Consider the following 22,734-nt stretch of genomic DNA (forward strand, 5'->3'; position numbering starts at 1 on the left):
GGATGCCGCGGCTCCCCGCACCCGACTACCCGGCCGAGGTGCGCGCCGGGCTCGAGACGGACGCCAAGGAGATCATCGCCCGCTACCCCGACAGCCGGTCCGCCCTGCTGCCGCTGCTGCACCTCGTGCAGTCGCAGGAGGGCTACGTCTCCCGTACGGGCATGCGGTTCTGCGCGGACATGCTGGGCCTGACCACGGCCGAGGTCACCGCCGTCGCCACCTTCTACACGATGTACCGGCGCAAGCCCTCCGGTGAGTACCAGGTCGGCGTCTGCACCAACACGCTGTGCGCGGTCATGGGCGGCGACGCGATCTTCGAGGAGCTCAAGGAGCACCTCGGCGTCGGCAACAACGAGACCACCGAGGACGGCAAGGTCACGCTCGAGCACATCGAGTGCAACGCGGCCTGCGACTTCGCCCCCGTGGTGATGGTCAACTGGGAGTTCTTCGACAACCAGACGCCCGAGTCGGCGAAGCAGCTCGTCGACGACCTGCGGGCCGGGCAGCAAGTCGCTCCCACCCGCGGCGCGCCGCTGTGCTCGTACAAGGAGACGGCCCGCATCCTGGCCGGCTTCCCCGACGAGCGCGCCGGTGCCGTCGAGGCCACCGGCGGTGCCGGCCCCGCCTCGCTGATCGGGCTCAAGCTCGCCAAGGGCGAGGCCGCCCCCGCGCGCGTGGTCCACCCGCGCGGCGAGGCTCCCGAGGACCGTCCGCAGCCCGGCTCCGAGCACCTCAGCTCGCACGACGCACCGCAGAAGACTTCGGCGTCCGACCCGGAGAACCCGGCCGGACCTGTGGCCGAGGAGGGGGAGTGATGACCTTGTCCACCGAGTACGGCGGCGGCTCCCGGCAGCAGACCGGGGGAGGGACGGGCCCGGAGAAGCTGCTCGCTCCCGTACTCTCCGCCTTCTGGGACGAACCGGAGTCGTGGACGCTCGCGACCTACCGCCGGCACGAGGGCTACGAGGGGCTCCGCAAGGCGCTCGCCATGTCGCCCGACGATCTGATCGCCTATGTGAAGGACTCGGGCCTGCGCGGCCGCGGCGGCGCGGGCTTCCCCACCGGGATGAAGTGGCAGTTCATCCCGCAGGGCGACGGCAAGCCCCACTACCTCGTGGTCAACGCCGACGAATCGGAGCCCGGGACCTGCAAGGACATCCCGCTCCTCTTCGCGAACCCGCACTCCCTCATCGAGGGCATCGTGATCGCCTGCTACGCGATCCGCTCCAACCACGCCTTCATCTACCTGCGCGGTGAAGTCGTCCCCGTGCTGCGGCGCCTGCACGAGGCCGTACGCGAAGCCTACGAAGCGGGCTTCCTCGGCAAGGACGTCCTCGGCAGCGGACTCGACCTCGACGTCACCGTGCACGCGGGTGCCGGCGCGTACATCTGCGGTGAGGAGACCGCGCTGCTGGACTCCCTGGAGGGCCGCCGCGGGCAGCCCCGGCTCAGGCCCCCATTCCCCGCGGTCGCCGGTCTGTACGCATGCCCCACTGTGGTGAACAACGTCGAGTCCATCGCGTCCGTTCCCGCGATCCTGAACAAGGGCAAGGACTGGTTCAAGTCGATGGGCAGCGAGAAGTCCCCGGGCTTCACGCTCTACTCGCTCTCCGGCCATGTCGCGAGCCCCGGCCAGTACGAGGCGCCGCTCGGCATCACGCTGCGCCAACTGCTCGACATGAGCGGCGGCATGCGGCCGGGCCACCGGCTGAAGTTCTGGACACCGGGCGGGTCCTCGACCCCCATGTTCACCGACGAGCACCTCGACGTCCCGCTGGACTACGAGGGAGTGGGCGCCGCCGGGTCGATGCTCGGCACCAAGGCGCTGCAGTGCTTCGACGAGACCACCTGCGTGGTGCGGGCCGTCACCCGCTGGACCGAGTTCTACGCGCACGAGTCCTGCGGCAAGTGCACACCGTGCCGCGAAGGCACGTACTGGCTCGTCCAGTTGCTCCGCGACATCGAGGCGGGCAAGGGCCTCATGTCCGACCTCGACAAGCTAAAGGACATCGCCGACAACATCAACGGCAAGTCCTTCTGCGCCCTCGGCGACGGTGCCGCATCGCCGATCTTCTCCTCGCTCAAGTACTTCCGCGACGAGTACGAGCAGCACATCACCGGCGGCGGCTGCCCCTTCGACCCGGCCAGGTCGACGGCCTGGGCGGACAAGCACATGGAGGTGAACGCATGACGGTCACCACTGGCGCTCCCTCCGGGAGCGGGGCGGCCGCGCAGCCGCCCGAGGACCTCGTCTCGCTGACGATCGACGGCATCGAGATCTCCGTCCCCAAGGGGACGCTGGTCATCAGGGCCGCCGAGCAGCTCGGCATCGAGATCCCGCGCTTCTGCGACCATCCGCTCCTCGACCCCGCCGGCGCCTGCCGCCAGTGCATCGTCGAGGTCGAGGGCCAGCGCAAGCCGATGGCGTCCTGCACCATCACCTGTACCGACGGCATGGTCGTCAGGTCGCAACTCACCTCGCCCGTCGCCGAGAAGGCGCAGCAGGGCGTGATGGAGCTGCTGCTGATCAACCATCCGCTGGACTGCCCCGTCTGCGACAAGGGCGGCGAGTGCCCACTGCAGAACCAGGCCGTCTCGCACGGTCAGGCCGACTCCCGATTCGAGGGGAAGAAGCGCACCTTCGAAAAGCCGGTGCCGATCTCGACGCAGGTGCTGCTCGACCGTGAGCGCTGCGTACTGTGCGCGCGCTGCACCCGGTTCTCCAACCAGGTCGCGGGCGACCCGATGATCGAGCTGCTGGAGCGCGGCGCGCTGCAGCAGGTCGGCACCGGCGAGGGCGATCCCTTCGAGTCGTACTTCTCCGGCAACACCATCCAGATCTGTCCGGTCGGCGCGCTCACTTCGGCCGCGTACCGCTTCCGTTCCCGCCCGTTCGACCTGGTCTCCTCGCCGAGCGTGTGCGAGCACTGCTCGGGCGGCTGCGCCACCCGCACCGACCACCGCCGCGGCAAGGTCATGCGGCGGCTGGCCGCCGAGGACCCCGAGGTCAACGAGGAGTGGATCTGCGACAAGGGCCGCTTCGGCTTCCGCTACGCCCAGCAGCGCGACCGCCTCACCACACCGCTGGTCCGCAATGAGCAGGGTGTGCTCGAGCCGGCGAGCTGGCCGGAGGCGCTGGAGGCCGCGGCCCGCGGGCTGGTCAGGGGCCGCACGGGCGTCCTGACCGGCGGCCGGCTGACCGTCGAGGACACCTACGCGTACGCCAAGTTCGCCCGGGTCGCCCTCGACACCAACGACATCGACTTCCGTGCCCGCGTGCACTCCGCGGAGGAAGCCGACTTCCTGGCGGCCCGGGTCGCAGGCCGCGGCAGGGACCTGTCCGGCACCGGCGTCACCTACACCGCGCTGGAGAAGGCTCCCGCGGTGCTGCTCGTCGGCCTCGAGTCGGAGGAGGAGGCCCCGGGCGTCTTCCTGCGGCTGCGAAAGGCCCACCGCAAGCACGGGCAGCGCACCTTCTCCCTCACGACCCACACCACCCGCGGCCTCGAGAAGGCGGGCGGCACCCTGCTGCCCGCCGCGCCAGGCACCGAGACCGAGTGGCTGGACGCACTCGCCTCCCGCACCGGCCTCGACGGCGACGGCGCGGCCGCGGCGGAGGCGCTGCGCGCTGAGGGTGCGGTGATCGTGGTCGGCGAGCGGCTCGCGGCCGTGCCCGGTGGTCTCACCGCCGCCGTGCGCACCGCGACCGCGACCGGCGCGCAGCTGGTGTGGATGCCACGCCGCGCCGGTGAGCGCGGCGCAGTCGAAGCGGGCGCGCTGCCGTCGCTGCTGCCCGGTGGCCGGCCGGCCACCGACCCGCGGGCCCGTGAGGAGACCGCGGAGGTCTGGCGGGTACGCGAACTCCCGCACCGCTACGGCCGCGACACCGGCCAGATCATCGAGGCCGCGGCCACCGGTGAACTGGGCGCGCTGCTCGTCGCGGGCGTCGAGGTCGCCGACCTGCCGGACCCGGCGCGGGCGCGTGAGGCGCTCGACGCCGTCGGCTTCCTGGTCTCGCTCGAGCTGCGGCCGAGCGAGGTCACCGAACGCGCGGACGTCGTCTTCCCGGTCGCGGCCGTCGCGGAGAAGCCCGGCACCTTCCTCAACTGGGAAGGCCGGGCCCGGATGTTCGAGGCGGCGCTGAAACCCGAGCACATGACCCGCCGCCTCGCACCGGCGGACGCGCGGGTGCTGCACATGCTCGCCGACACGCTCGACGTGCCGTTCGGCCTTCCGGACCTCAAGTCCGTACGTACGGAGCTGGAACGGCTCGGCAGCTGGGACGGACCCCGGGCCACCGAGCCGCTGGAGAGCGCGAAGCCACTGCCCCGGCCCGGCGCCGGCGAGGCGGTCCTCGCCGGGCACCGGCTGCTGCTCGACCAGGGCCTGCTGCAGCAGGGCGACGAGGCGCTGGCCGGCACCCGGCACGCCGCCGTGGCACGGCTCTCCGCGGTCACCGCGGCGGAGACGGGCGTCAAGGACGGCGACGAGCTGGAGATCGCCGGACCGTCCGGAACCGTCCGGCTGCCGCTCCAGGTGAGCGAGATGCCCGACCGGGTGGTCTGGCTGCCGACGAATTCCGTGGGCGGCGGCGTGACCTCCGACACGGGCGCCCGCCCGGGCGAGCTCGTCCGTATCGCGGCCGTGACCGGGGCGGCTCCGGCAGCACCGGAGGTGCGGTCATGACCGCCCGCGACACCCGCAGGCCGGCGGCCGCCCGCACGCGCGGCGCCGCGCGGCCGACCGGGTCCTTGACCCTTGCCGGCCTGCCGGGCGCAGCCCCGGCCACCCCCGCATCGGAGGTGCGCACATGACCACCCTGGCTCATGTCGCCGAAGCACAGCGCAGCGTCCTCGCGCTCGAGGACCTGTCGATGTTCGGACGCGACCCGTGGTGGCTCGTTGTCATCAAGGCCGTGTTCTGCTTCGCGTTCCTGATGGTGACCGTGCTGTTCTCCATCGTGTGGGAGCGCAAGGTCGTCGCCTGGATGCAGCTGCGCATCGGCCCCAACCGCCACGGCCCCTGGGGCATGCTGCAGTCGCTCGCCGACGGCATCAAGCTGATGCTGAAGGAAGACGTCATCGTCAAGCGGGCGGACAAGGTCGTCTACGTCCTGGCGCCGATCGTCGCCGCGATCCCGGCGTTCATGGCGATCGCCGTCATCCCGTTCGGTCCGGCCGGCAACGAGGTATCGATCTTCGGCCACCGCACCACGATGCAGCTGACGGACCTGCCGATCGCGATGCTCTACATCCTCGCGGTCGCCTCCGTCGGCATCTACGGCATCGTGCTCGCCGGCTGGTCGTCCGGCTCGACGTACCCGCTCCTCGGCGGACTGCGTTCCTGCGCGCAGATGATCTCGTACGAGATCGCGATGGGCGCGGCGTTCGCGTCGGTCTTCCTGTACTCCGGCTCGATGTCGACCTCGGCGATCGTGGAGGCACAGGCCGACCGCTGGTTCATCATCCTGCTGCCGGTCTCCTTCATCATCTACGTGGTCACGATGGTCGGCGAGACCAACCGTGCCCCGTTCGACATGCCGGAGTCCGAGGGCGACCTGGTCGGCGGCTTCAACACCGAGTACAGCTCCATCAAGTTCGCGATGTTCATGCTGGCCGAGTACGTCAACATGGTCACCGTCTCCGCCGTGTCCGTGACGCTCTTCCTGGGCGGCTGGCGGGCGCCGTACCCGATCTCCACCTTCTGGGAGGGCGCGAACCACGGCTGGTGGCCGATGCTCTGGTTCGTCCTCAAGGTCCAGCTGCTGCTGTTCTTCTTCATCTGGCTGCGCGGCACGCTGCCCCGTGTGCGCTACGACCAGCTGATGAAGCTCGGCTGGAAGGTCCTGATCCCGGTCTCCGTCGTCTGGCTGATGCTGGTGGCGACCGTGCGCGCGCTGCGGAACGAGAACTACGACTTCCAGCAGATCGTGCTGTACGTCGGCGGCGCGGTGATCGCGGTGCTGCTGCTCTCCTTCGTGGCAGACATCTTCCGGGGCAAGAAGGAGAAGGCCGCTCGGGCCGCCGAGCCGGAGCCCGCCGCCTTCGATCCGATGGCGGGCGGTTTCCCCGTACCGCCGCTGCCCGGACAGGAGTTGCCGCCGGTGCCGCGCAGGCGGTCTCGCCAGGAGCGCGAACTGATTGTCACTGGTGGACCCAATACTGACAGTGATGGTCCTCGGGACGGAAAGGAGGCTGACGGTGTCTGAGGAATCCGAGAGCAAGTTCCTGAATCCGGTTGCCGGCTTCGGCGTGACCTTCAAGGCCATGTTCAAGAAGCGGCTGACCGAGCAGTATCCGGAGCAGCAGAAGGTCACGGCGCCGCGCTTCCACGGTCGGCACCAGCTCAACCGCCATCCGGACGGGCTCGAGAAGTGCGTCGGGTGCGAGCTGTGCGCCTGGGCCTGCCCGGCGGACGCGATCTACGTGGAGGGCGCGGACAACACCGACGAGGAGCGCTACTCCCCGGGCGAGCGGTACGGCCGCGTCTACCAGATCAACTACGCCCGCTGCATCTTCTGCGGACTGTGCATCGAGGCGTGCCCGACGCGCGCGCTGACGATGACCAACGAGTTCGAGCTGGCCGACACCAGCCGGGCCAACCTCATCTTCACCAAGGAGCAGCTGCTCGCCGGTCTGGAAGAGGGCATGGTCGACTCGCCGCACGCGATCTACCCCGGCATGGACGAGCAGGACTACTACCGGGGCCTGGTGACGGAGGCCGCGCCGGGCACCGTCCAGCAGGCCGACGTCTCCAAGGACCAGAAGCCGCAAGAGGGCGAGTCGAGCTTCGGCGAGGACGAGCCGGCGTCGAAGAAGGTGATCGACGCATGAGCATCCTCGCCGCCACCGTCACCTCCACAGGCGAGGCCGTCCAGTTCTGGGTGCTCGGCACGATCGCCGTCCTCGGGGCCCTGGGCACGATCCTGATGAAGCGGGCCGTGCACAGTGCTCTCTGCCTGGCCGGGACCATGATCGTCCTGGCGGTGTTCTATCTGGCCAACGGCGCGTACTTCCTCGGTGTCGTCCAGATCATCGTCTACACCGGCGCGATCATGATGCTGTTCCTCTTCGTGGTCATGCTGGTCGGCGTCACGGCGGCCGACTCGCTCAAGGAGACGTTGAAGGGCCAGCGTTGGCTGGCCGCGGCCTGCGGTCTGGGCTTCGGCATCCTTCTGATCGCCGGCATCGGCCACGCCTCGCTGAAGAACTTCAACGGCCTCGGCGCCGCCAACACGGCGAGCGGGGGGAATGTCGAAGGCCTCGCGGCGCTGATCTTCACGAAGTACGTCTTCGCCTTCGAGATCACCGGCGCCCTGCTGATCACCGCGACCGTCGGCGCGATGGTGCTCACGCACCGGGAGCGCACCGAGCGCGCCCGGACCCAGCGCGAACTCTCCGAGCAGCGCGTACGGGAAGGCAAGCACCTGCCGCCGCTGCCCGCACCCGGTGTCTATGCCCGGCACAACGCGGTGGACATCGCCGGTCTGCTGCCGGACGGCACCCCGTCCGAGCTCAGCGTCAACCGGACGCTGCGTGACCGCGGTCAGATCCGCGACGTGTCCAGCGAGGCGCTGAACGACCTCAAGGCCCTGGAACAGCGCTCCGAGGAGCGCCTCGGACGGGACCGGGACGAGCACGACCGGGACGGACAGGAGGCCAAGCGGTGAATCCGGTCAACTACCTCTATCTCGCCGCCCTGCTGTTCACCATCGGCGCGGCGGGAGTGCTGATCCGGCGGAACGCGATCGTGGTCTTCATGTGCGTCGAGCTGATGCTCAACGCCTGCAACCTCGCGTTCGTCGCGTTCTCCCGGATGCACGGCAATCTCGACGGCCAGATCATCGCGTTCTTCACGATGGTCGTCGCCGCCGCCGAGGTCGTGGTCGGGCTCGCGATCATCGTGTCGCTGTTCCGTTCCCGCCACTCGGCCTCGGTCGACGACGCCAGCCTGATGAAGCTGTAAGGGGTCGGAAGAATCGTGGAGAACCTGATTGCGCTGCTCGTCGCGGCGCCTCTGCTCGGAGCGGCGGTCCTGCTGTGCGGCGGACGCCGCCTCGACCGGACCGGTCACTGGCTGGGCACCCTGCTCGCGGCCGCTTCCTTCGTCGTCGGCGCCGTGCTGTTCACGGACATGCTCGGCAAGGGTGCCGAGGACCGCGCCCTGCACCAGAAGCTGTTCAGCTGGATCCCCGTCGAAGGGTTCCAGGCGGACATCGCCTTCCAGCTCGACCAGCTGTCGATGACCTTCGTCCTGCTGATCACCGGTGTGGGCACGCTGATCCACATCTACTCGATCGGCTACATGGAGCACGACGAGCGGCGCCGCCGCTTCTTCGGCTACCTCAATCTCTTCCTCGCCGCGATGCTCCTGCTGGTCGTCGCGGACAACTATCTGCTGCTGTACGTCGGGTGGGAGGGCGTCGGCCTCGCCTCGTACCTGCTCATCGGCTTCTGGCAGCACAAGCCCAGCGCGGCGACGGCCGCGAAGAAGGCGTTCCTCGTCAACCGCGTCGGCGACATGGGCCTGTCGATCGCGATCATGCTGATGTTCACCACCTTCGGCACCTTCGCCTTCGGGCCGGTGCTGGCGGCCACGGGGGACACCAGTGAAGGCAAGCTGACGGCCATCGGCCTGATGCTGCTGCTCGCCGCGTGCGGCAAGTCGGCCCAGGTACCGCTGCAGTCCTGGCTCGGTGACGCGATGGAGGGCCCGACCCCGGTCTCCGCCCTCATCCACGCGGCCACCATGGTGACCGCCGGTGTCTATCTGATCGTCCGTTCCGGCGCGATCTTCAACGCCGCCCCGGACGCACAGCTCGCGGTGGTCGTCGTCGGCGCGGTCACGCTCCTGTTCGGTGCGATCGTCGGTTGCGCGAAGGACGACATCAAGAAGGCACTGGCCGGTTCGACGATGTCGCAGATCGGCTACATGATCCTCGCGGCCGGTCTCGGCCCGATCGGATACGCCTTCGCGATCATGCACCTGGTGACGCACGGCTTCTTCAAGGCCGGGCTCTTCCTCGGCGCCGGTTCGGTCATGCACGGCATGAACGACGAGGTCGACATGAGGAAGTACGGCGGTCTGCGGAAGTACATGCCGATCACCTTCGTCACCTTCGGCCTCGGCTATCTGGCGATCATCGGCTTCCCGGGCCTGTCCGGCTTCTGGTCCAAGGACAAGATCATCGAGGCGGCGTTCGCCTACGACGACGGAATCCGCGGCTGGATCTTCGGCGGCGTGGCGCTGCTCGGCGCGGGCATCACCGCCTTCTACATGACGCGCGTGATGATCCTGACCTTCTTCGGCGACAAGCGCTGGCAGCCGGCGCCCGACCCGGACAAGGCCGCGAGTGTCGAGCCGGGCGTCGAGGTGACCCCCGGTGCGATGCCGCACCCGCACGAGTCGCCCAAGTCGATGACGATCCCCATGATCGTGCTCGCCTTCGGGTCGGTCTTCGCGGGAGCCTTCTTCTCGATCGGCGACCGGTTCGCCAACTGGCTCGCCCCGGTCACCGAGTTCGAGCATCCGCACCCGGTGATCAGCGTGCCGGCCATCACGACCGCGACCATGGTCGTGCTGTTGATCGGCGCCGTGATCGCCTACCTGATGTACGGACGCAGGCCGGTCCCGGTCATCGCGCCGCGCGGCTCGCTGCTCACCCGGGCCGCCCGCCGCGATCTTCTCCAGGACGACTTCAACCATGTGGTCCTGGTCCGCGGCGGCGAGCACCTCACCCGGTCCCTGGTCTACGTCGACCACTCCCTGGTCGACGGAGTGGTGAACGGTACGGCCGCCTCGTTCGGCGGGCTCTCCGGCCGGCTGCGCAAGCTGCAGAACGGCTATGCCCGCAGCTACGCGGTCTCGATGTTCGGCGGTACGGCGATCCTGATCGCCGCGACCCTGCTGATGAGGGCGGTCTGACATGTCTTCTGCAAGCACAGCCTTCCCGATTCTGACGGCAACGGCGGTGCTGCCCGCGGTCGGCGCCATCGCGACCGCCGCGGTGCCTGCCGCGCGCCGCACAGCCGCCAAATGGCTGGCGCTGCTCTTCTCGCTGGCCACGCTCGTGCTCGCCGCGATCGTGTTCGTACGGTTCGAACCGGGTGGCGACCGCTACCAGCTCACCGAATCCCACGCCTGGATCGCCGACTTCGGCGTCCGCTACGAACTGGGCGTGGACGGCATCGGCGTCGCGCTGATCGCGCTGACCGCGCTGCTGATCCCGTTTGTGATCCTCGCCGGCTGGCACGACGCCGACCCCCTCGAGACGAAGTCGTCGAGGTGGCGGCCGACTCAGGGCTTCTTCGCCCTGATCCTGATGGTCGAGGCGATGGTGATCCTCTCCTTCGAGGCCACCGACGTCTTCCTCTTCTACATCCTGTTCGAAGCCATGCTCATCCCGATGTACTTCCTCATCGGCGGCTTCGGCGACCGCGCCCACGCGGGAACCGACGAGAACGCAGCGGCCCAGCGCTCCTACGCGGCCGTGAAGTTCCTGCTCTACAACCTCGTCGGCGGCCTGGTCATGCTGGCCGCGGTCATCGGGCTGTACGTGGTCGCGGGCAGCTTCTCGCTCTCCGAGATCGCGGAGGCGCGGGCGTCCGGCTCGCTGGAGATGGCGACCACCACCGAGCGGCTGCTGTTCCTCGGCTTCTTCTTCGCCTTCGCGGTGAAGGCGCCGCTGTGGCCGCTGCACACCTGGCTGCCCAATGCGATGGGCGAGGCGACCGCACCGGTCGCCGTGCTGATCACGGCGGTCGTCGACAAGGTCGGCACCTTCGCGATGCTGCGCTTCTGCCTCCAGCTCTTCCCGGAGGCGTCCAAGTGGGCCACGCCGGTCATTCTGGTGCTGGCGCTGATCAGCATCGTCTACGGGGCGCTGCTGGCGGTCGGCCAGCGGGACATCAAGCGCCTGATCGCGTACGCGTCGATCTCGCACTTCGGCTTCATCATCCTGGGTATCTTCGCGATGACCAGCCAGGGCCAGTCCGGTGCGACGCTCTACATGGTCAACCACGGGCTGTCCACGGCGGCGCTGATGCTGGTGGCGGGCTTCCTGATCTCGCGGCGCGGCTCGCGGCTCATCGCCGACTACGGCGGTGTGCAGAAGGTCGCCCCGGTGCTTGCGGGCACCTTCCTGATCGGCTCGCTCGCCACTCTGTCACTGCCGGGGCTCGCGCCCTTCGTCAGTGAATTCCTGGTCCTCGTCGGCACGTTCGCCGTGTATCCGGTGGCGGGCATCGTCGCGACCCTCGGCATCGTGCTCGCCGCCCTTTACACCCTCGTGCTCTACCAGCGGACCATGACCGGTCCGGTGAAGCTCGAGGTGCGGGAGATGCCGGACCTCAAGGCGCGTGAACTGGCGGTGGTCGCACCGCTGATCGCCCTGCTGATCTTCCTCGGCGTGTTCCCGAAGCCGCTGACCGAGATCGTCAACCCGGCCGTGGAGCACACGATGTCCGACGTACAGAAGAAGGACCCCCGGCCCGAGGTGGAGGCAGCCAAATGAGCCCTACAGCTGTCCACAGCCTGTGGACAACGGCCGCGGAGGTCGAGCCGCTCGGCAAGATCCCCGCGCCCCACATCGAGTATGCCCAGCTGGCGCCGGCGTTGATCGTCGTCGGCGCGGCTGTCGTGGGCATCCTCGTGGAGGCCTTCGTCCCGCGCAGGGCCCGCTACTACACCCAGGTGTTCCTCACCGTCGTCGCGCTCGCCGCCGCCTTCGCGGCGGTCGTCGGGCTCGCCGCGAGCGGATACGGCACCACCAAGGCGCACATCGCCGCGATGGGTGCCATCGCCGTCGACGGACCCGCGCTGTTCCTGCAGGGCACCATCCTGCTGGCCTCGCTGGTGGCGATCTTCACCTTCGCCGAGCGCCGGCTCGACCCGGCGGCCCACGGCAACCGCATCGACTCGTTCGCCGCGGAGGCTGCCGCCGTCCCCGGCAGCGAGCACGAGAAGGCAGCGGTCAAGGCCGGGTTCACCACCACGGAGGTGTTCCCGCTCGCGCTCTTCGCCATCGCCGGAATGCTGGTCTTCCCGGCGGCCAACGACCTGCTGACGCTGTTCATCGCGCTCGAGGTCTTCTCGCTCCCGCTGTACCTCCTGTGCGCCGTGGCCCGCCGCAAGCGGCTGATGTCGCAGGAAGCCGCGGTGAAGTACTTCCTGCTCGGCGCGTTCTCCTCGGCCTTCCTGCTGTTCGGCATCGCCCTCGTCTACGGCTACGCGGGCTCGGTGTCGTACGCGCGGATCGCCGACGTCGTCGAGGGCAGCGTGCGCACCATCGACCCGGCGCTGGCCGACACCATGGGCAACGACGCGCTGCTGCTGATCGGCGGCGCGATGATCATCATGGGTCTGCTGTTCAAGGTCGGCGCGGTGCCGTTCCACATGTGGACCCCGGACGTCTACCAGGGCGCGCCGACCCCGGTGACCGGCTTCATGGCCGCGGCCACCAAGGTCGCGGCGTTCGGCGCGCTGCTGCGGCTGCTGTACGTGGTGCTGCCGGGCCTCGCGTGGGACTGGCGGCCCGTGATGTGGGCGGTCGCCATCGTCACCATGCTGGGCGGTGCGATCGTCGCCATCACACAGACCGACATCAAGCGTCTGCTGGCGTACTCCTCCATCGCCCACGCCGGCTTCATCCTCGCCGGTGTGATCGCGACGACGCCCGACGGCGTCTCGTCCGTCCTCTTCTACCTGCTGGCGTACTCGTTCGTGACGATCGGCGCGTTCGCCGTCGTCACGCTGGTGCGCGACGCGGGCGGCGAGGCGACGCATTTGTCCAAGTGGGCGGGTCTCGGGCGGCGTTCGCCGCTGGTGGCGGCGGTGTTCGCGGTATTCCTGCTGGCCTTCGCCGGTATCCCGCTCACCTCGGGTTTCGCAGGCAAGTTCGCGGTCTTCAAGGCGGCGGCCGAGGGCGGCGCGGCCCCCCTGGTCGTGGTCGGTGTGATCTCCTCGGCGATCGCCGCGTTCTTCTACATCCGGGTCATCGTGCTCATGTTCTTCAGCGAGCCGAAGCCGGAGGGCCCGACGGTGGCCGTGCCGTCGCCGCTGACGATGACGACGATCGGCGTCGGCGTCGCGGTGACCCTTGTCCTCGGCGTGGCACCGCAGTACTTCCTGGATCTGGCGAGCCAGGCGGGCGTGTTCGTGCGCTGACGGCCCACCACCACCGCGAAGGTCCGGCCTCTCCTCGGGGGAGGGGCCGGACCTTCGCGGTGTTCAGGACCCGGAGCCCGTGGCGCGTACGGACCCGGTGCTCGACCCGGAGGCATCGCCCAGGAAACAGGTGACCTCGCGGTCGCCGAAGGCCCAACCGGACGACTGGGGGTGGTAGTAGTACACCTCCAGCGATTCCGCGAGCTTCGGGTTGTCGCCCACGTAGTCGGTGAGCAGCGTGCCGGCGCACTTCTCCTCGGCGATCGAGACGACCTCGTCCGCGCCGGGATACGGCCCGTCCTCCAGGTCGAAGACCGCGTACGCCTCGGCCTCGTGGGGCTCGCCGCACGGCACGATGCTCACCGAGAACGCGGCTTCGCCGCCCTCGCTCTCGTACTCCTCCAGCTTGTCGTTGGTGTTGAAGCAGTCACCCTTGCGGATGTCCTGCACCTGCTCCGACCCCGGGCTGGTCACCTGGCCACCGCTGTCGCGCTTCGCCGGGGGACCGTCGTCGAAAGCACCGGACACCCCCAGGCCGACGATCAGGGCCCACAGAGCGAGCGTCGCGCCGTGGATGGAGATGGCGGCGACGGCGAAGCCCTTGCCCTTCTCGCCGTTCCGGCGGATCTGGGAGAGGGCGACGATGCCGAGGATCAGCGGCAGCAGAGGAAACGGGAAGACGAGCGAGAGGACGAACGCGACGATGGCCAAGGCGCTCATCTTGCGTGGCGGCGGCGGGTACCAGCCCTGCGGGGCGCCGTACGGCCCCGGCTGACCCGGCCCGTACGGGCCCGGCTGTGAGTACGGTCCCGCGGAGGGCGGTGGCGGGGGTATGGACATGCTGCGCGGCGCTCCTGGTGCAGAGGGTTGAGATCCGCAACCTATAGCCACGCGGTGACAGTACGAACACCGGTCTCACGCTGTCTCCCGGCCGCCAGGGGCAGCGAGAAGGCCCGCACCCCGGGTGCCGGGCCTTCGCCATGGTCAGAGGTCGTGTCAGCGCGCGGCGCTACTGGCGTCGGGGGTGCCCGCATGGACGTCCGGGATCTCGTTGAGACCGTGGCGGGACGCGGCGGCCACGAGATCCCGGACGCCGTGCGTCAGCGCGCGGGAACGATCCGTCCGGTGACCTCGCCGAGCCCGACGCGTACACCGTCCGGTCCCGGAGCCCACGCCGTCATGATCACCTCGTCGCCGTCCTCCAGGAACGTCCGCTTGCCCTCCGGCAGTTCGATGGCGTCGCGGCCGTTCCAGGTGAGTTCGAGCAGCGAGCCGCGCTGGTTCACCTCGGGGCCGCTGACGGTCCCGGAGCCGTACAGGTCGCCCGTGCGGAGCGAGGCGCCGTTGACCGTCATGTGGGCCAGCTGCTGCGCGGCCGTCCAGTACATCGTGGCGAACGGCGGATCCGCGATCACCTGGCCGTTGATCGCCACCGAGATCCGCACGTCGAAGCCGCCCGGCTCCTCCTCCGCGGAGTCGTCGAGGTAGGGCAGCAGGTCGAAGTCCCGCGCGGGCGGCGCGGTCCTGGCCGCGTCCAGCGCCTCCAGCGGGGTCACCCAGGCGGCGACGGACGTGGCGAAGGACTTGCCGAGGAACGGGCCGAGCGGCACGTACTCCCAGGCCTGGATGTCACGCGCCGACCAGTCGTTGAGCAGGAACAGCCCGAAAACGTGGTCGCGGAAGTCCGAAAGGGCGACGGCGCGGCCCAGTTCGGAGGGCGTGCCGACGAGGAAGCCGACCTCGGCCTCGATGTCGAGCTTGACCGAGGGCCCGAAGACGGGGGCGGCGTCGGCGGGCGTCTTCCGCTGCCCCGAGGGCCGCACGACATCGGTGCCGGAGACGACGACCGTGCCCGCCCGGCCGTGGTAACCGATCGGCAGGTGCTTCCAGTTGGGGGTGAGCGCGTCGCCGTCCGGGCGGAAGATCCGGCCGACGTTGGTGGCGTGGTGCTCGCTCGCGTAGAAGTCGACGTAGTCCGCGACCTCGTACGGCAGGTGCATCGTCACGGCGCCCAGCGGGTGCAGCAGCGGCTCTATGTCGGGCCGGTGCGCCGGCACCGTCACCCATGCGGTGATCGCGCGGCGCACATCGCGCCATGCCGTGCGTCCGGCCGCCAGCAGCGGGTTGAGAGTCGGCTGGGCCAGCAGACCGGCGTAGGGGGAGCCGAGTGCGTGCGCGGCGGCGCCGGCGTCGAGCACATGGTTCCCGATACGGACGCCGAGCCGCCGACGGTCCGGTTCGTCGGCCGTGGTGAAGACGCCGTACGGAAGGTTGTGCGGGCCGAAGGGATCGCCCTCGGCCAGATCGAGCGGGCTCTGCTCGGGCATCGGTGCTTGCCTCGCTTTCCACGGGTGTGGACGACACGTTACGTGGCAGCCCCGGGTCACGGCAGGGCCTAAAGGATCACACGCGCTGGTCGATCCGGGTCACACGCGTGCCCTCAAGTCTGGTCACACGCGCCCCGGTCGGTCCGGGGCATGCGCGCCAATCGGTCCGGGTCACGCGCCCCGGTCGGTCCGGGTCACGCGCGCCCTCCGTCCCGGTCACGCCCGCCCCGGTCGGTCCGGCACCCGGGGAGAGCGTTTCTCCCAGGTGCGGTGGAAGACGATCTCGTCGCCGTCCCTGCACACCACCTCGTTCGACGTGATGAAGTCCGCCGCGTCGCAGGCGAGCTCCGAACGCGTCTCGATCCGTACGTCCCAGGCCAGTTCGGGCCGGTGCAGGCGGATAGTCCAGTCGGAGCGGGTCCGCGCCGACAGCGGGTCGTCCTCCTGGACGGTGAAGGTCTCCCGGCCTTCCTCGGTGTACTCCAGGCCGTCGGGATGCATGAGCGTCCCCTCGTGCCGCGGGTCGACCTCCAGCCGCCACTCGCCCTTGGCGACATCCCGGACAACCAGCCGCTCCGGGCGCTCCTCGTCCAGCGTCGCCGGGGAACTGACGCCGAGCGGCTCGGACTGTTCGGGCGGCTCGAAGCGGATGCCGGCGTCCTCCGGGTGCTTGCCGGGGTCGCGTACGGGGAGCTCGAGGCCGGAACCGGCCGGGTCCAGGGAGAAACCGGCAGAGTCGGCCTGCGGCCAGATCCAGGGCCAGTACGCGGAGGAGACCGCGAGCCGGATGCGGTGGCCGGGAGGAAAGGTGTGTCCGACGGCGTTCAGCTCGAAGGCGATGTCCTCAGTGGCGCCCGGCGGCCACGCGTCCGCCCGGTCCGGGCCGTGGCGTGCCGAGAGGTTGAGGGCCCCGCGCGTGACCAGGGTCGACGAGCCGTCCGGCGCCACGTCGCAGAGCCGGGCGACGGCCTGGCCGTACGGCACGTCCATGCGCAGCCGCAGCGTCACCCGGGGCCGCCCCAGGATCTCGATCGGCCGCGGCCCGACTACGGGGAACTCGAAGCACGCCGAGCGGGCGTCCTCGTCCCGCTGGTCAGGGGGGAGGTCGGCGTCGTTGCCGGAGGGGAGGAAGGGTCCGGAGTCCATGCCGGTGTGCTGCGGGGAGCGGACGGTGACCGGCTCGCCCCGGAACGCGTAGGGCGTCGGCGTGACGTACGGCGACGGCCACGCGGGGTCACCGGCCCAGCGCCCCGGCAGCTCCTGGAGGAGGGGCGCGGGGCGGTACGACGCGGTGATCCACGACCGCAGCAACGGCTCGTCCATCACCCCGGTGTCCCGGTCCTTCAGATGCTGGTCCCACCACCGCAGGGTCTCCTGCAGGAAGCCGATCGCCGGCCCCGGAGGCAGCCCGCGGTCGGGGTACTGGTGCGACCACGGACCGATCAGTCCTCGCACCCGATCGGACGGCAGATGTTCCACCAGACGGAGCACGGCGTCCCGGTGTGGGTCGTACCGGCCGCCCACGGCGAGAACCGCCGCGTCGATCGCCGAGAAGTCCTCGCACACGCTGCCGTGCTTCCAGTAGTCGTCGCGCAGCTGGTGGGCGAGCCAGGTGTGGAGGAGGGGCTCGACCGACTCGAGCCGCCGCAGCCACATCGCCCGCCACTCCTCGCCCACGTACCGCGGGTCCGGGGGCCGGGCGGTGAAGGCGAGCAGGGTGGCGGCCCAGGCGGGCATGCCGACGGCGAGGACCGATCCGCCCATGTAGTGCGTGCCGTCGTACCGGTCGACGGGCGCGCAGACGGTGACGACCGCCTTCAGGGGCTCGGGCGCGAGGCCCGCGATCCGCAGCGAGTTGTATCCGCCCCAGGCGATACCGAACATGCCGACCCGGCCGGTGCACCACGGCTGCCGTGCCAGCCACCCGACGACCTCCACCCCGTCCGACAGCTCGGTGTCGTCGCACTCATCGCCCGGGAGGCCCTCGCTGTTGCCGTGGCCGCGCACGTCGACCCGCACGGAGGCGTAACCGTGGCCCGCGTACCAGGGGTGGCGTTGTCGGTCGAGGGCCGCGGTCCGGTCACTGAGCCGGAACGGAAGGTACTCGAGCAGTGCGGGGACGGGTTCCTCGGTCAGTGGCCGCCAGATCCGGGCGTACAGCCGGGTGCCGTCCGCGAGCGGGACACGGACGTCCTCGTGGACGGTCTCGTACGGGAGATCGGTACGGACGCGCATTGCGGCAACCTTCCGGCGGACCGGTGGCCTCTCGTTCGGGTCAAGCCCGCGGGCGGCCTCGGCGGACGGGGTCCTGCGGGCTTCGGCGAAGGCGGCGAAGGTGCCGTCGTCGGTCCTGACAAAGCGCACACCTTTGTTCAACAGGGGTGGAAGAGAACATACCGGCGGCGGCAGGAAGGCGCTCATGGCGATCGAAAGAGGACCGGATACGCTGACTTGAGTGAATCCAGCGACACATCGACAATCCGCGTGATCGTCAGCAGACAGGAGACTCCCTCGTGACCGTCGTCGAGCCGTTCGGGCTGAGCGTGCGGGACCAGGCTCTTGAGGCCGATGTCCAGACCGGGTTGTCGGCTGTCGAGGCGGGCCTGCTCGATGCCACCAAGAGCGAGGTCCCGTTCATCACCGAGGCCGCGCAGCACCTGGTGCGCGCGGGCGGCAAGCGTTTCCGGCCGCTGCTCGTGATGCTGGCGGCCCGGTTCGGCGACCCGTACGCGCCCGGCATCGTCCCCTCCGCCGTGGTCGTCGAGCTCACGCATCTGGCGACGCTGTACCACGACGACGTCATGGACGAGGCCGAAGTGCGCCGCGGCGTCGACAGCGCGAACGTCCACTGGGGCAATTCCGTGGCGGTGCTGACCGGCGACTTCCTGTTCGCGCGCGCCTCGCACATCCTGGCCGACCTCGGCCCGGAGGCCGTACGCATCCAGGCGGAGGCGTTCGAACGGCTGGTGACCGGCCAGATCCTGGAGACCGCGGGACCGCGCGACGGCCGCGACCCGGTGGACCACTACCTCGACGTCCTCGCCGGGAAGACCGGCTCGCTGGTCGCCGTCTCCGTCCGCTTCGGCGCGATGATGTCCGGCGCCGACGAGAGGATCGTGGAGACCCTCACCCAGTACGGCGAGCGGCTCGGCGTGGCCTTCCAGCTCGCCGACGACGTGCTCGACATCGCGTCCGATTCGCACGAGTCCGGCAAGACGCCCGGCACCGACCTTCGGGAAGGCGTTCCGACCCTGCCGGTGCTGCGGCTGCGCGCCCAGGCTCAGGAGCACGGGCGCCCGGAGGACCTGGAGCTCGTCGCGCTCCTCGACGGGGACCTGACGGACGACGCCCGGCACGCGGAGGCGCTGCGCAGGCTGCGCGAGCACCCGGCGCTGGAGCAGGCCCGCAGGGACACCGTGCGGTACGCCCAGGAGGCGCGGGCGATGCTCGCCCCGCTGCCGGACTGCTCGGCCAAGACCGCGCTGGCGGAGCTGTGCGACGCAGTGGTCCACCGCGCCGGCTGATCCGGCGCGCCCTGGACCCCTACGGGGCGGGTGAGTTGCCGGCCCCGGATCTCATCCCAGAGGGGTACGTCAAGTTGCACCCGCGGTCTGACGCTTCTTGGCGGCCCGTTTGGTCATATGGAGAGCACCACCCCTGACAACCACGGAGGTAGGGCACACCATGGCACCGAACGACAGCGCACAGACCACCGAAGAGGCCAAGGACCTCGCAGCGGGCCAGCGCAAGGCCGCCCGCTACATCGTCCCGGTGGCGGTGGCCGGCGTGGCGGCTGCGACCATCGGGCTCGTCCCGGCGCTCGCTGCCTCGGGTGACCCGGATCTGCCGAAGATCAGCGCGCAGCAGCTCATCGAGAAGATGGCCGCGTCGGACACCCAGCAGCTCTCCGGCACGGTGAAGATCAGCACCGACCTCGGCCTTCCGGCTCTCGACGGGCTGGCCGGTTCGCTCGGCGGCGGCGAGGGCGGGGACGGCGAGGGCTCCTCCGCCGCCCCGGACTCCAAGCTGAGCGGACTCGCGACCGGCACCCACACCCTGCGGATAGCGGCCGACGGCCCCGACCGGCAGAAGGTGTCCATCCTCGAGGACTCCTCCGAATACAGCCTCATCCACAACGGCGACGAGGTATGGGGGTACGACAGCGCCTCGAACGAGGTCTACCACGCCAAGGACGACGGACAGCGCGACGGCAAGGACGGCAAGGACCGCGAGGCCCCCGAGGACCTGCCCACCACGCCCAAGGACCTGGCGGACGAGGTGCTGAAGGCCGCGGACGACACCACCTCCATCACCGTCGGCGGCACCTCCCAGGTGGCCGGCCGTGACGCGTACAAGCTGGTCGTCAAGCCCAAGCAGGGCGGCTCGACGGTCGGTTCGATCACCGTCGCGGTGGACGCGGAGAACGGCGTGCCGCTGAAGTTCACGCTCACCCCGAGCAGCGGCGGCAAGGCCGTGATCGACGCGGGCTTCACCAAGGTCGACTTCTCGAAGCCGGCGGCCTCGACGTTCGACTTCGCCCCGCCCAAGGGAGCGAAGGTCACGGAGGCCGACGAGGAGGCGCACCGGAAGGCACCCGAGGAGTCCGAGGGCTTCAAGGGTTTGGAGGGCTTCGACGGCCTGAACGTGATCGGTGAGGGCTGGACCTCCATCGCCAAGATCGAGGGGCAGGGCGGCAAGGGCCTCGACGGCGGCAAGGGCGGTGAGGGAGACGCGCCGCCAGAGGCGCAGCAGTTCCTCGACGCCCTGGGCGACAAGGTCGAGGGGAAGTTCGGCTCCGGCACGGTCTTCAAGACGCGCCTGGTCAACGCCCTGATGACGGACGACGGCACGGTCTACGTCGGAGCCGTGACCAAGGACGCCCTGGTGAAGGCCGCGAACGCCGACAAGTAGAACGCCGACAGGTGACCGGGCCGCGCGACAGCCGGCCGACTGCCCGCTGGGCCCGCCTCCGCCCCGTCGTAGCTCCTTGACGACGGGGCGGACGGCCGACCGGGCGGGCGCCGGCCGTGACCGGCCGGGCGACACTGACTACATGCGTGTGCGGTATATGTACACGCATGCAGTCGGCGGTGAGGGAGCGGTGAACCGCTAGAAGGTCAGCTTCCAACTGTCGATGTAACCCGTGTCGTAACGCGCCACGTCCTGAACGCGCAGCTTCCAGGCGCCGTTTGCCGTCTCGGCGGACGCGTCCACGGTGTAGGTGGTGATGACGTTGTCGGCCGAGTCGCTGCCGCTCGAGTTCTTCAGCCGGTACGCGGTGCCGTCCGGTGCCAGCAGATCGACCACCAGGTCGCCGCGCCAGGTGTGCTTGATGTCCACGCCTACCTTGAGCGCGGCGGGGGCGTTTCCGCTGCGGCCGGAGACGGTGACGGTGGACGTGACGGCGGCGCCGGCGTCCGGGACGGTGACGTCGGCGGTGGTCTCGTACGCGTCACCGGGCGGGACGGTGGTGCCCGTCGACAGGGTCCAGACGGCGTGGGCGATCGCGTCGCTGTTGCGGTCCAGGGCGGTGTCGTTGATGTTCGAGGTCGTGTCGCACGAGGAGTGGTAGCAGCGGTCGAAGGCCTGGCCGGCCGTGCCGCCCCACATCTGGGCCTGAGCACTGGACTTCGTGCGGCTCGCCCCGGTGAACAGGCCGCCGACCGGTATGCCGACGTTCTTGAACGACGCGTGGTCGGAGCGGCCGTCGCCCTCGGTCTCGATCTCGGTGGGGACGCCGATCCCGGCGAAGTAGTCCTTGAAGGTCTGCTCGATCACCGGGTCGTCGTCGTAGACGAAGTAGCCCGGGTTCGACGAGCCGATCATGTCGAAGTTCAGATAGCCCGAGATCTTCGAACGCTCCGTGGACGGCAGGCTGTTCACGTAGTACTTCGAGCCGACCAGGCCCAGCTCCTCCGCGCCCCACCAGCCGAAGCGCAGATGCTTCGCGGGCTGGAGCTGTGCGCGCGAGACGGCGAGCGCGGTCTCGAGCACGGCGGCGGATCCGGAGCCGTTGTCGTTGATGCCGGGACCGGAGCTGACGGAGTCGAGGTGGGCTCCGGCCATCACCGTCTGATTGACGTCGCCGCCGGGCCAGTCGGCTATCAGGTTGTAGCCGGTGGCGCCGCTGGAGGTGAACTGCTGGACGGACGTGGTGAATCCGGCCGCGTCGAGCTTGGCCTTCACGTAGTCGAGGGAGGCTTTGTAACCGGCCCTGCCGTGGGCGCGGTTGCCGCCGTTGCTGGTGGCGATCGTCTGGAACTGACTGAGGTGTGCCTTGACGTTCGCGAGCGGTAGGTCGGGTGCGGCGAGGGCGGACACGGGTGCCGTCGGCGCCGCCGGTGCTGCGGATGCCGTGGGTGCGCCGGACGCGAGCAGCCCTGCCAGGGCGAACGCCGCGACCGCAGCGGCATGTCTGGGAACGGAGAGTCTCATGTGGGGGCTCCGGATTCCGTATGGGGAAGGGACGGAACGTGCATGACGCCCCGGTTCGGCGGTGCCCGGGGCGCTGGAGCTTGCTGTGCGCAGTGCGGATGCGTGTGCGTGGTGCGTGCTGATGTTCGTGAGAGTTTGACTCACCGTCAAGGGCGGAAATCGGTCATGGCCGTTCGTATTGCGGACGAGGTGCCCCGTGCCTGCATTGCCCAAGGGCCCAAGTAGCGCCGCTACTCGGGCCCTTGGGCGCCTTGCGATCGCACGCGCCGGTCGGCCGCGGACCACCTCCCCGGGTGGACGGCGAGGCCCGGCGGGCACTCCTAGTGCACGCAGAACTCGTTTCCCTCGGGGTCGGCCATCACGACCCAGGTGCCGCCCGGCTCCCTCACCCGGCCCAGCACCGCCGCCCCCAGCGCCTCCAGCCTCGCGGTCTCGGCCTCCATGTCGCCGGGAGCCGTGTGCAAGTCGATATGCAGCCGGTTCTTTCCCGTCTTCACCTCCGGCACCCGGTGGAACAGCAGCCGACGCCCGAGCCCCGTGCCGGTCCGCTCGTCATGGGCGTCGTCCGGATGCCGGACCGCGACCAGATCGCGCCAGGCCCGTCGGCCGTGTGATTCCACGGTCGCCTCGGGCGGCGCCGCGCCGTGCGCGAGGAGCTGCTCGATCAAGGGGCTGTTGTCCTCGACCAGGTATCCGAGCGCTTTCGCCCAGAAGTCCGCCTGGGCGTGCGGGTCGATCGCGTCGATCACGAGCTTCCAGTGCAGAGTCATGGAAACCGGTTATAGTGGTTACGTGACGAGGGTTGCAA

The 22,734-nt window shown here is 69.8% G+C and carries 17 protein-coding genes; 12 read left to right on the top strand and 5 right to left on the bottom strand.

What is annotated here, in order from left to right; translation table 11 throughout:
• The first annotated feature begins 2 nt into the window (after positions 1-2).
• From nuoE to nuoN, 10 genes are all read left to right on the top strand, one after another.
• Positions 3-815 (top strand): NADH-quinone oxidoreductase subunit NuoE, encoded by an 813-nt coding sequence (gene nuoE, locus ACIQ7Q_RS00465; protein WP_403856373.1) that lies wholly within the window; start codon positions 3-5, stop codon positions 813-815.
• Complete coding sequence (nuoF, locus tag ACIQ7Q_RS00470; protein ID WP_403854679.1) at positions 815-2,191, top strand: NADH-quinone oxidoreductase subunit NuoF; 1,377 nt, start codon at positions 815-817, stop codon at positions 2,189-2,191. Before nuoE ends, nuoF begins: the two co-directional genes overlap by 1 nt.
• Entirely contained in the window at positions 2,188-4,686 is a 2,499-nt protein-coding gene (locus ACIQ7Q_RS00475) for an NADH-quinone oxidoreductase subunit G (RefSeq protein ID WP_403854682.1), read from the top strand. Before nuoF ends, ACIQ7Q_RS00475 begins: the two co-directional genes overlap by 4 nt.
• A gap of 124 nt (positions 4,687-4,810) precedes the next feature.
• Entirely contained in the window at positions 4,811-6,208 is a 1,398-nt protein-coding gene (gene nuoH / locus ACIQ7Q_RS00480) for an NADH-quinone oxidoreductase subunit NuoH (RefSeq protein WP_403854685.1), read from the top strand.
• Positions 6,171-6,833: an NADH-quinone oxidoreductase subunit NuoI gene (nuoI, locus tag ACIQ7Q_RS00485; protein ID WP_403854688.1), complete on the top strand. Its 663-nt coding sequence runs from the start codon at positions 6,171-6,173 to the stop codon at positions 6,831-6,833. The genes nuoH and nuoI overlap by 38 nt, the downstream gene beginning before the upstream one ends.
• On the top strand, positions 6,830-7,669 hold the full coding sequence (locus ACIQ7Q_RS00490) for an NADH-quinone oxidoreductase subunit J (RefSeq protein ID WP_403854691.1): 840 nt from the start codon (positions 6,830-6,832) through the stop codon (positions 7,667-7,669). Before nuoI ends, ACIQ7Q_RS00490 begins: the two co-directional genes overlap by 4 nt.
• Positions 7,666-7,965 (top strand): NADH-quinone oxidoreductase subunit NuoK, encoded by a 300-nt coding sequence (gene nuoK, locus ACIQ7Q_RS00495; RefSeq protein WP_069927518.1) that lies wholly within the window; start codon positions 7,666-7,668, stop codon positions 7,963-7,965. The genes ACIQ7Q_RS00490 and nuoK overlap by 4 nt, the downstream gene beginning before the upstream one ends.
• 15 nt (positions 7,966-7,980) lie before the next feature.
• On the top strand, positions 7,981-9,924 hold the full coding sequence (gene nuoL, locus ACIQ7Q_RS00500; protein ID WP_403854695.1) for an NADH-quinone oxidoreductase subunit L: 1,944 nt from the start codon (positions 7,981-7,983) through the stop codon (positions 9,922-9,924).
• 1 nt (position 9,925) lies between these two features.
• Positions 9,926-11,512 carry an NADH-quinone oxidoreductase subunit M gene (locus ACIQ7Q_RS00505; RefSeq protein ID WP_403854698.1) on the top strand — a complete coding sequence of 529 codons (1,587 nt, stop codon included), beginning with the start codon at positions 9,926-9,928 and terminating at the stop codon, positions 11,510-11,512.
• Complete coding sequence (gene nuoN, locus ACIQ7Q_RS00510; protein WP_403854701.1) at positions 11,509-13,164, top strand: NADH-quinone oxidoreductase subunit NuoN; 1,656 nt, start codon at positions 11,509-11,511, stop codon at positions 13,162-13,164. The genes ACIQ7Q_RS00505 and nuoN overlap by 4 nt, the downstream gene beginning before the upstream one ends.
• Positions 13,165-13,227: 63 nt before the next feature.
• On the opposite strand, the gene ACIQ7Q_RS00515 is transcribed toward nuoN, so the two are convergent.
• The 3 genes from ACIQ7Q_RS00515 to ACIQ7Q_RS00525 form a co-directional block, all read right to left on the bottom strand.
• Positions 13,228-14,004, bottom strand: a complete 777-nt coding sequence (locus ACIQ7Q_RS00515; RefSeq protein ID WP_403854704.1) for a DUF4190 domain-containing protein — start codon at positions 14,002-14,004, stop codon at positions 13,228-13,230.
• A 260-nt stretch (positions 14,005-14,264) separates the two neighbouring features.
• Positions 14,265-15,491, bottom strand: a complete 1,227-nt coding sequence (gene fahA, locus ACIQ7Q_RS00520; protein WP_403854707.1) for a fumarylacetoacetase — start codon at positions 15,489-15,491, stop codon at positions 14,265-14,267.
• A gap of 216 nt (positions 15,492-15,707) precedes the next feature.
• Positions 15,708-17,726, bottom strand: coding sequence for a CocE/NonD family hydrolase (locus ACIQ7Q_RS00525; RefSeq protein WP_403854710.1), 2,019 nt, complete (start codon positions 17,724-17,726; stop codon positions 15,708-15,710).
• Positions 17,727-18,004: 278 nt separating this feature from the next.
• Between ACIQ7Q_RS00525 and ACIQ7Q_RS00530 the strand changes: the two genes are divergently transcribed.
• Together ACIQ7Q_RS00530 and ACIQ7Q_RS00535 are read left to right on the top strand one after the other, a co-directional pair.
• Complete coding sequence (locus tag ACIQ7Q_RS00530) at positions 18,005-19,015, top strand: polyprenyl synthetase family protein (RefSeq protein WP_403854713.1); 1,011 nt, start codon at positions 18,005-18,007, stop codon at positions 19,013-19,015.
• A 160-nt stretch (positions 19,016-19,175) separates the two neighbouring features.
• Positions 19,176-20,402 (top strand): outer membrane lipoprotein carrier protein LolA, encoded by a 1,227-nt coding sequence (locus tag ACIQ7Q_RS00535; RefSeq protein WP_403854716.1) that lies wholly within the window; start codon positions 19,176-19,178, stop codon positions 20,400-20,402.
• Between the two features lie 198 nt (positions 20,403-20,600).
• On the opposite strand, the gene ACIQ7Q_RS00540 is transcribed toward ACIQ7Q_RS00535, so the two are convergent.
• Together ACIQ7Q_RS00540 and ACIQ7Q_RS00545 are read right to left on the bottom strand one after the other, a co-directional pair.
• Positions 20,601-21,926, bottom strand: a complete 1,326-nt coding sequence (locus tag ACIQ7Q_RS00540) for a M28 family metallopeptidase (RefSeq protein WP_403854719.1) — start codon at positions 21,924-21,926, stop codon at positions 20,601-20,603.
• A gap of 320 nt (positions 21,927-22,246) precedes the next feature.
• Positions 22,247-22,696 (bottom strand): VOC family protein, encoded by a 450-nt coding sequence (locus tag ACIQ7Q_RS00545; RefSeq protein WP_403854721.1) that lies wholly within the window; start codon positions 22,694-22,696, stop codon positions 22,247-22,249.
• Between the last annotated feature and the right edge of the window lie 38 nt (positions 22,697-22,734).

The organism is Streptomyces sp. NPDC096176 (assembly GCF_044763255.1).
Classification (GTDB): domain Bacteria; phylum Actinomycetota; class Actinomycetes; order Streptomycetales; family Streptomycetaceae; genus Streptomyces.

Coding starts and splice junctions, on each gene's coding strand:
- nuoH (WP_403854685.1), top strand. CDS start 4,811: ATGACCACCCTGGCTCATGTCGCCGAAGCACAGCGCAGCGTCCTCGCG.
- ACIQ7Q_RS00525 (WP_403854710.1), bottom strand. CDS start 17,726: ATGCGCGTCCGTACCGATCTCCCGTACGAGACCGTCCACGAGGACGTC.
- fahA (WP_403854707.1), bottom strand. CDS start 15,491: ATGCCCGAGCAGAGCCCGCTCGATCTGGCCGAGGGCGATCCCTTCGGC.
- ACIQ7Q_RS00475 (WP_403854682.1), top strand. CDS start 2,188: ATGACGGTCACCACTGGCGCTCCCTCCGGGAGCGGGGCGGCCGCGCAG.
- nuoE (WP_403856373.1), top strand. CDS start 3: ATGCCGCGGCTCCCCGCACCCGACTACCCGGCCGAGGTGCGCGCCGGG.
- nuoF (WP_403854679.1), top strand. CDS start 815: ATGACCTTGTCCACCGAGTACGGCGGCGGCTCCCGGCAGCAGACCGGG.
- ACIQ7Q_RS00545 (WP_403854721.1), bottom strand. CDS start 22,696: ATGACTCTGCACTGGAAGCTCGTGATCGACGCGATCGACCCGCACGCC.
- nuoN (WP_403854701.1), top strand. CDS start 11,509: ATGAGCCCTACAGCTGTCCACAGCCTGTGGACAACGGCCGCGGAGGTC.
- nuoI (WP_403854688.1), top strand. CDS start 6,171: ATGGTCCTCGGGACGGAAAGGAGGCTGACGGTGTCTGAGGAATCCGAG.
- ACIQ7Q_RS00505 (WP_403854698.1), top strand. CDS start 9,926: ATGTCTTCTGCAAGCACAGCCTTCCCGATTCTGACGGCAACGGCGGTG.
- ACIQ7Q_RS00490 (WP_403854691.1), top strand. CDS start 6,830: ATGAGCATCCTCGCCGCCACCGTCACCTCCACAGGCGAGGCCGTCCAG.
- ACIQ7Q_RS00535 (WP_403854716.1), top strand. CDS start 19,176: ATGGCACCGAACGACAGCGCACAGACCACCGAAGAGGCCAAGGACCTC.
- ACIQ7Q_RS00515 (WP_403854704.1), bottom strand. CDS start 14,004: ATGTCCATACCCCCGCCACCGCCCTCCGCGGGACCGTACTCACAGCCG.
- ACIQ7Q_RS00540 (WP_403854719.1), bottom strand. CDS start 21,926: ATGAGACTCTCCGTTCCCAGACATGCCGCTGCGGTCGCGGCGTTCGCC.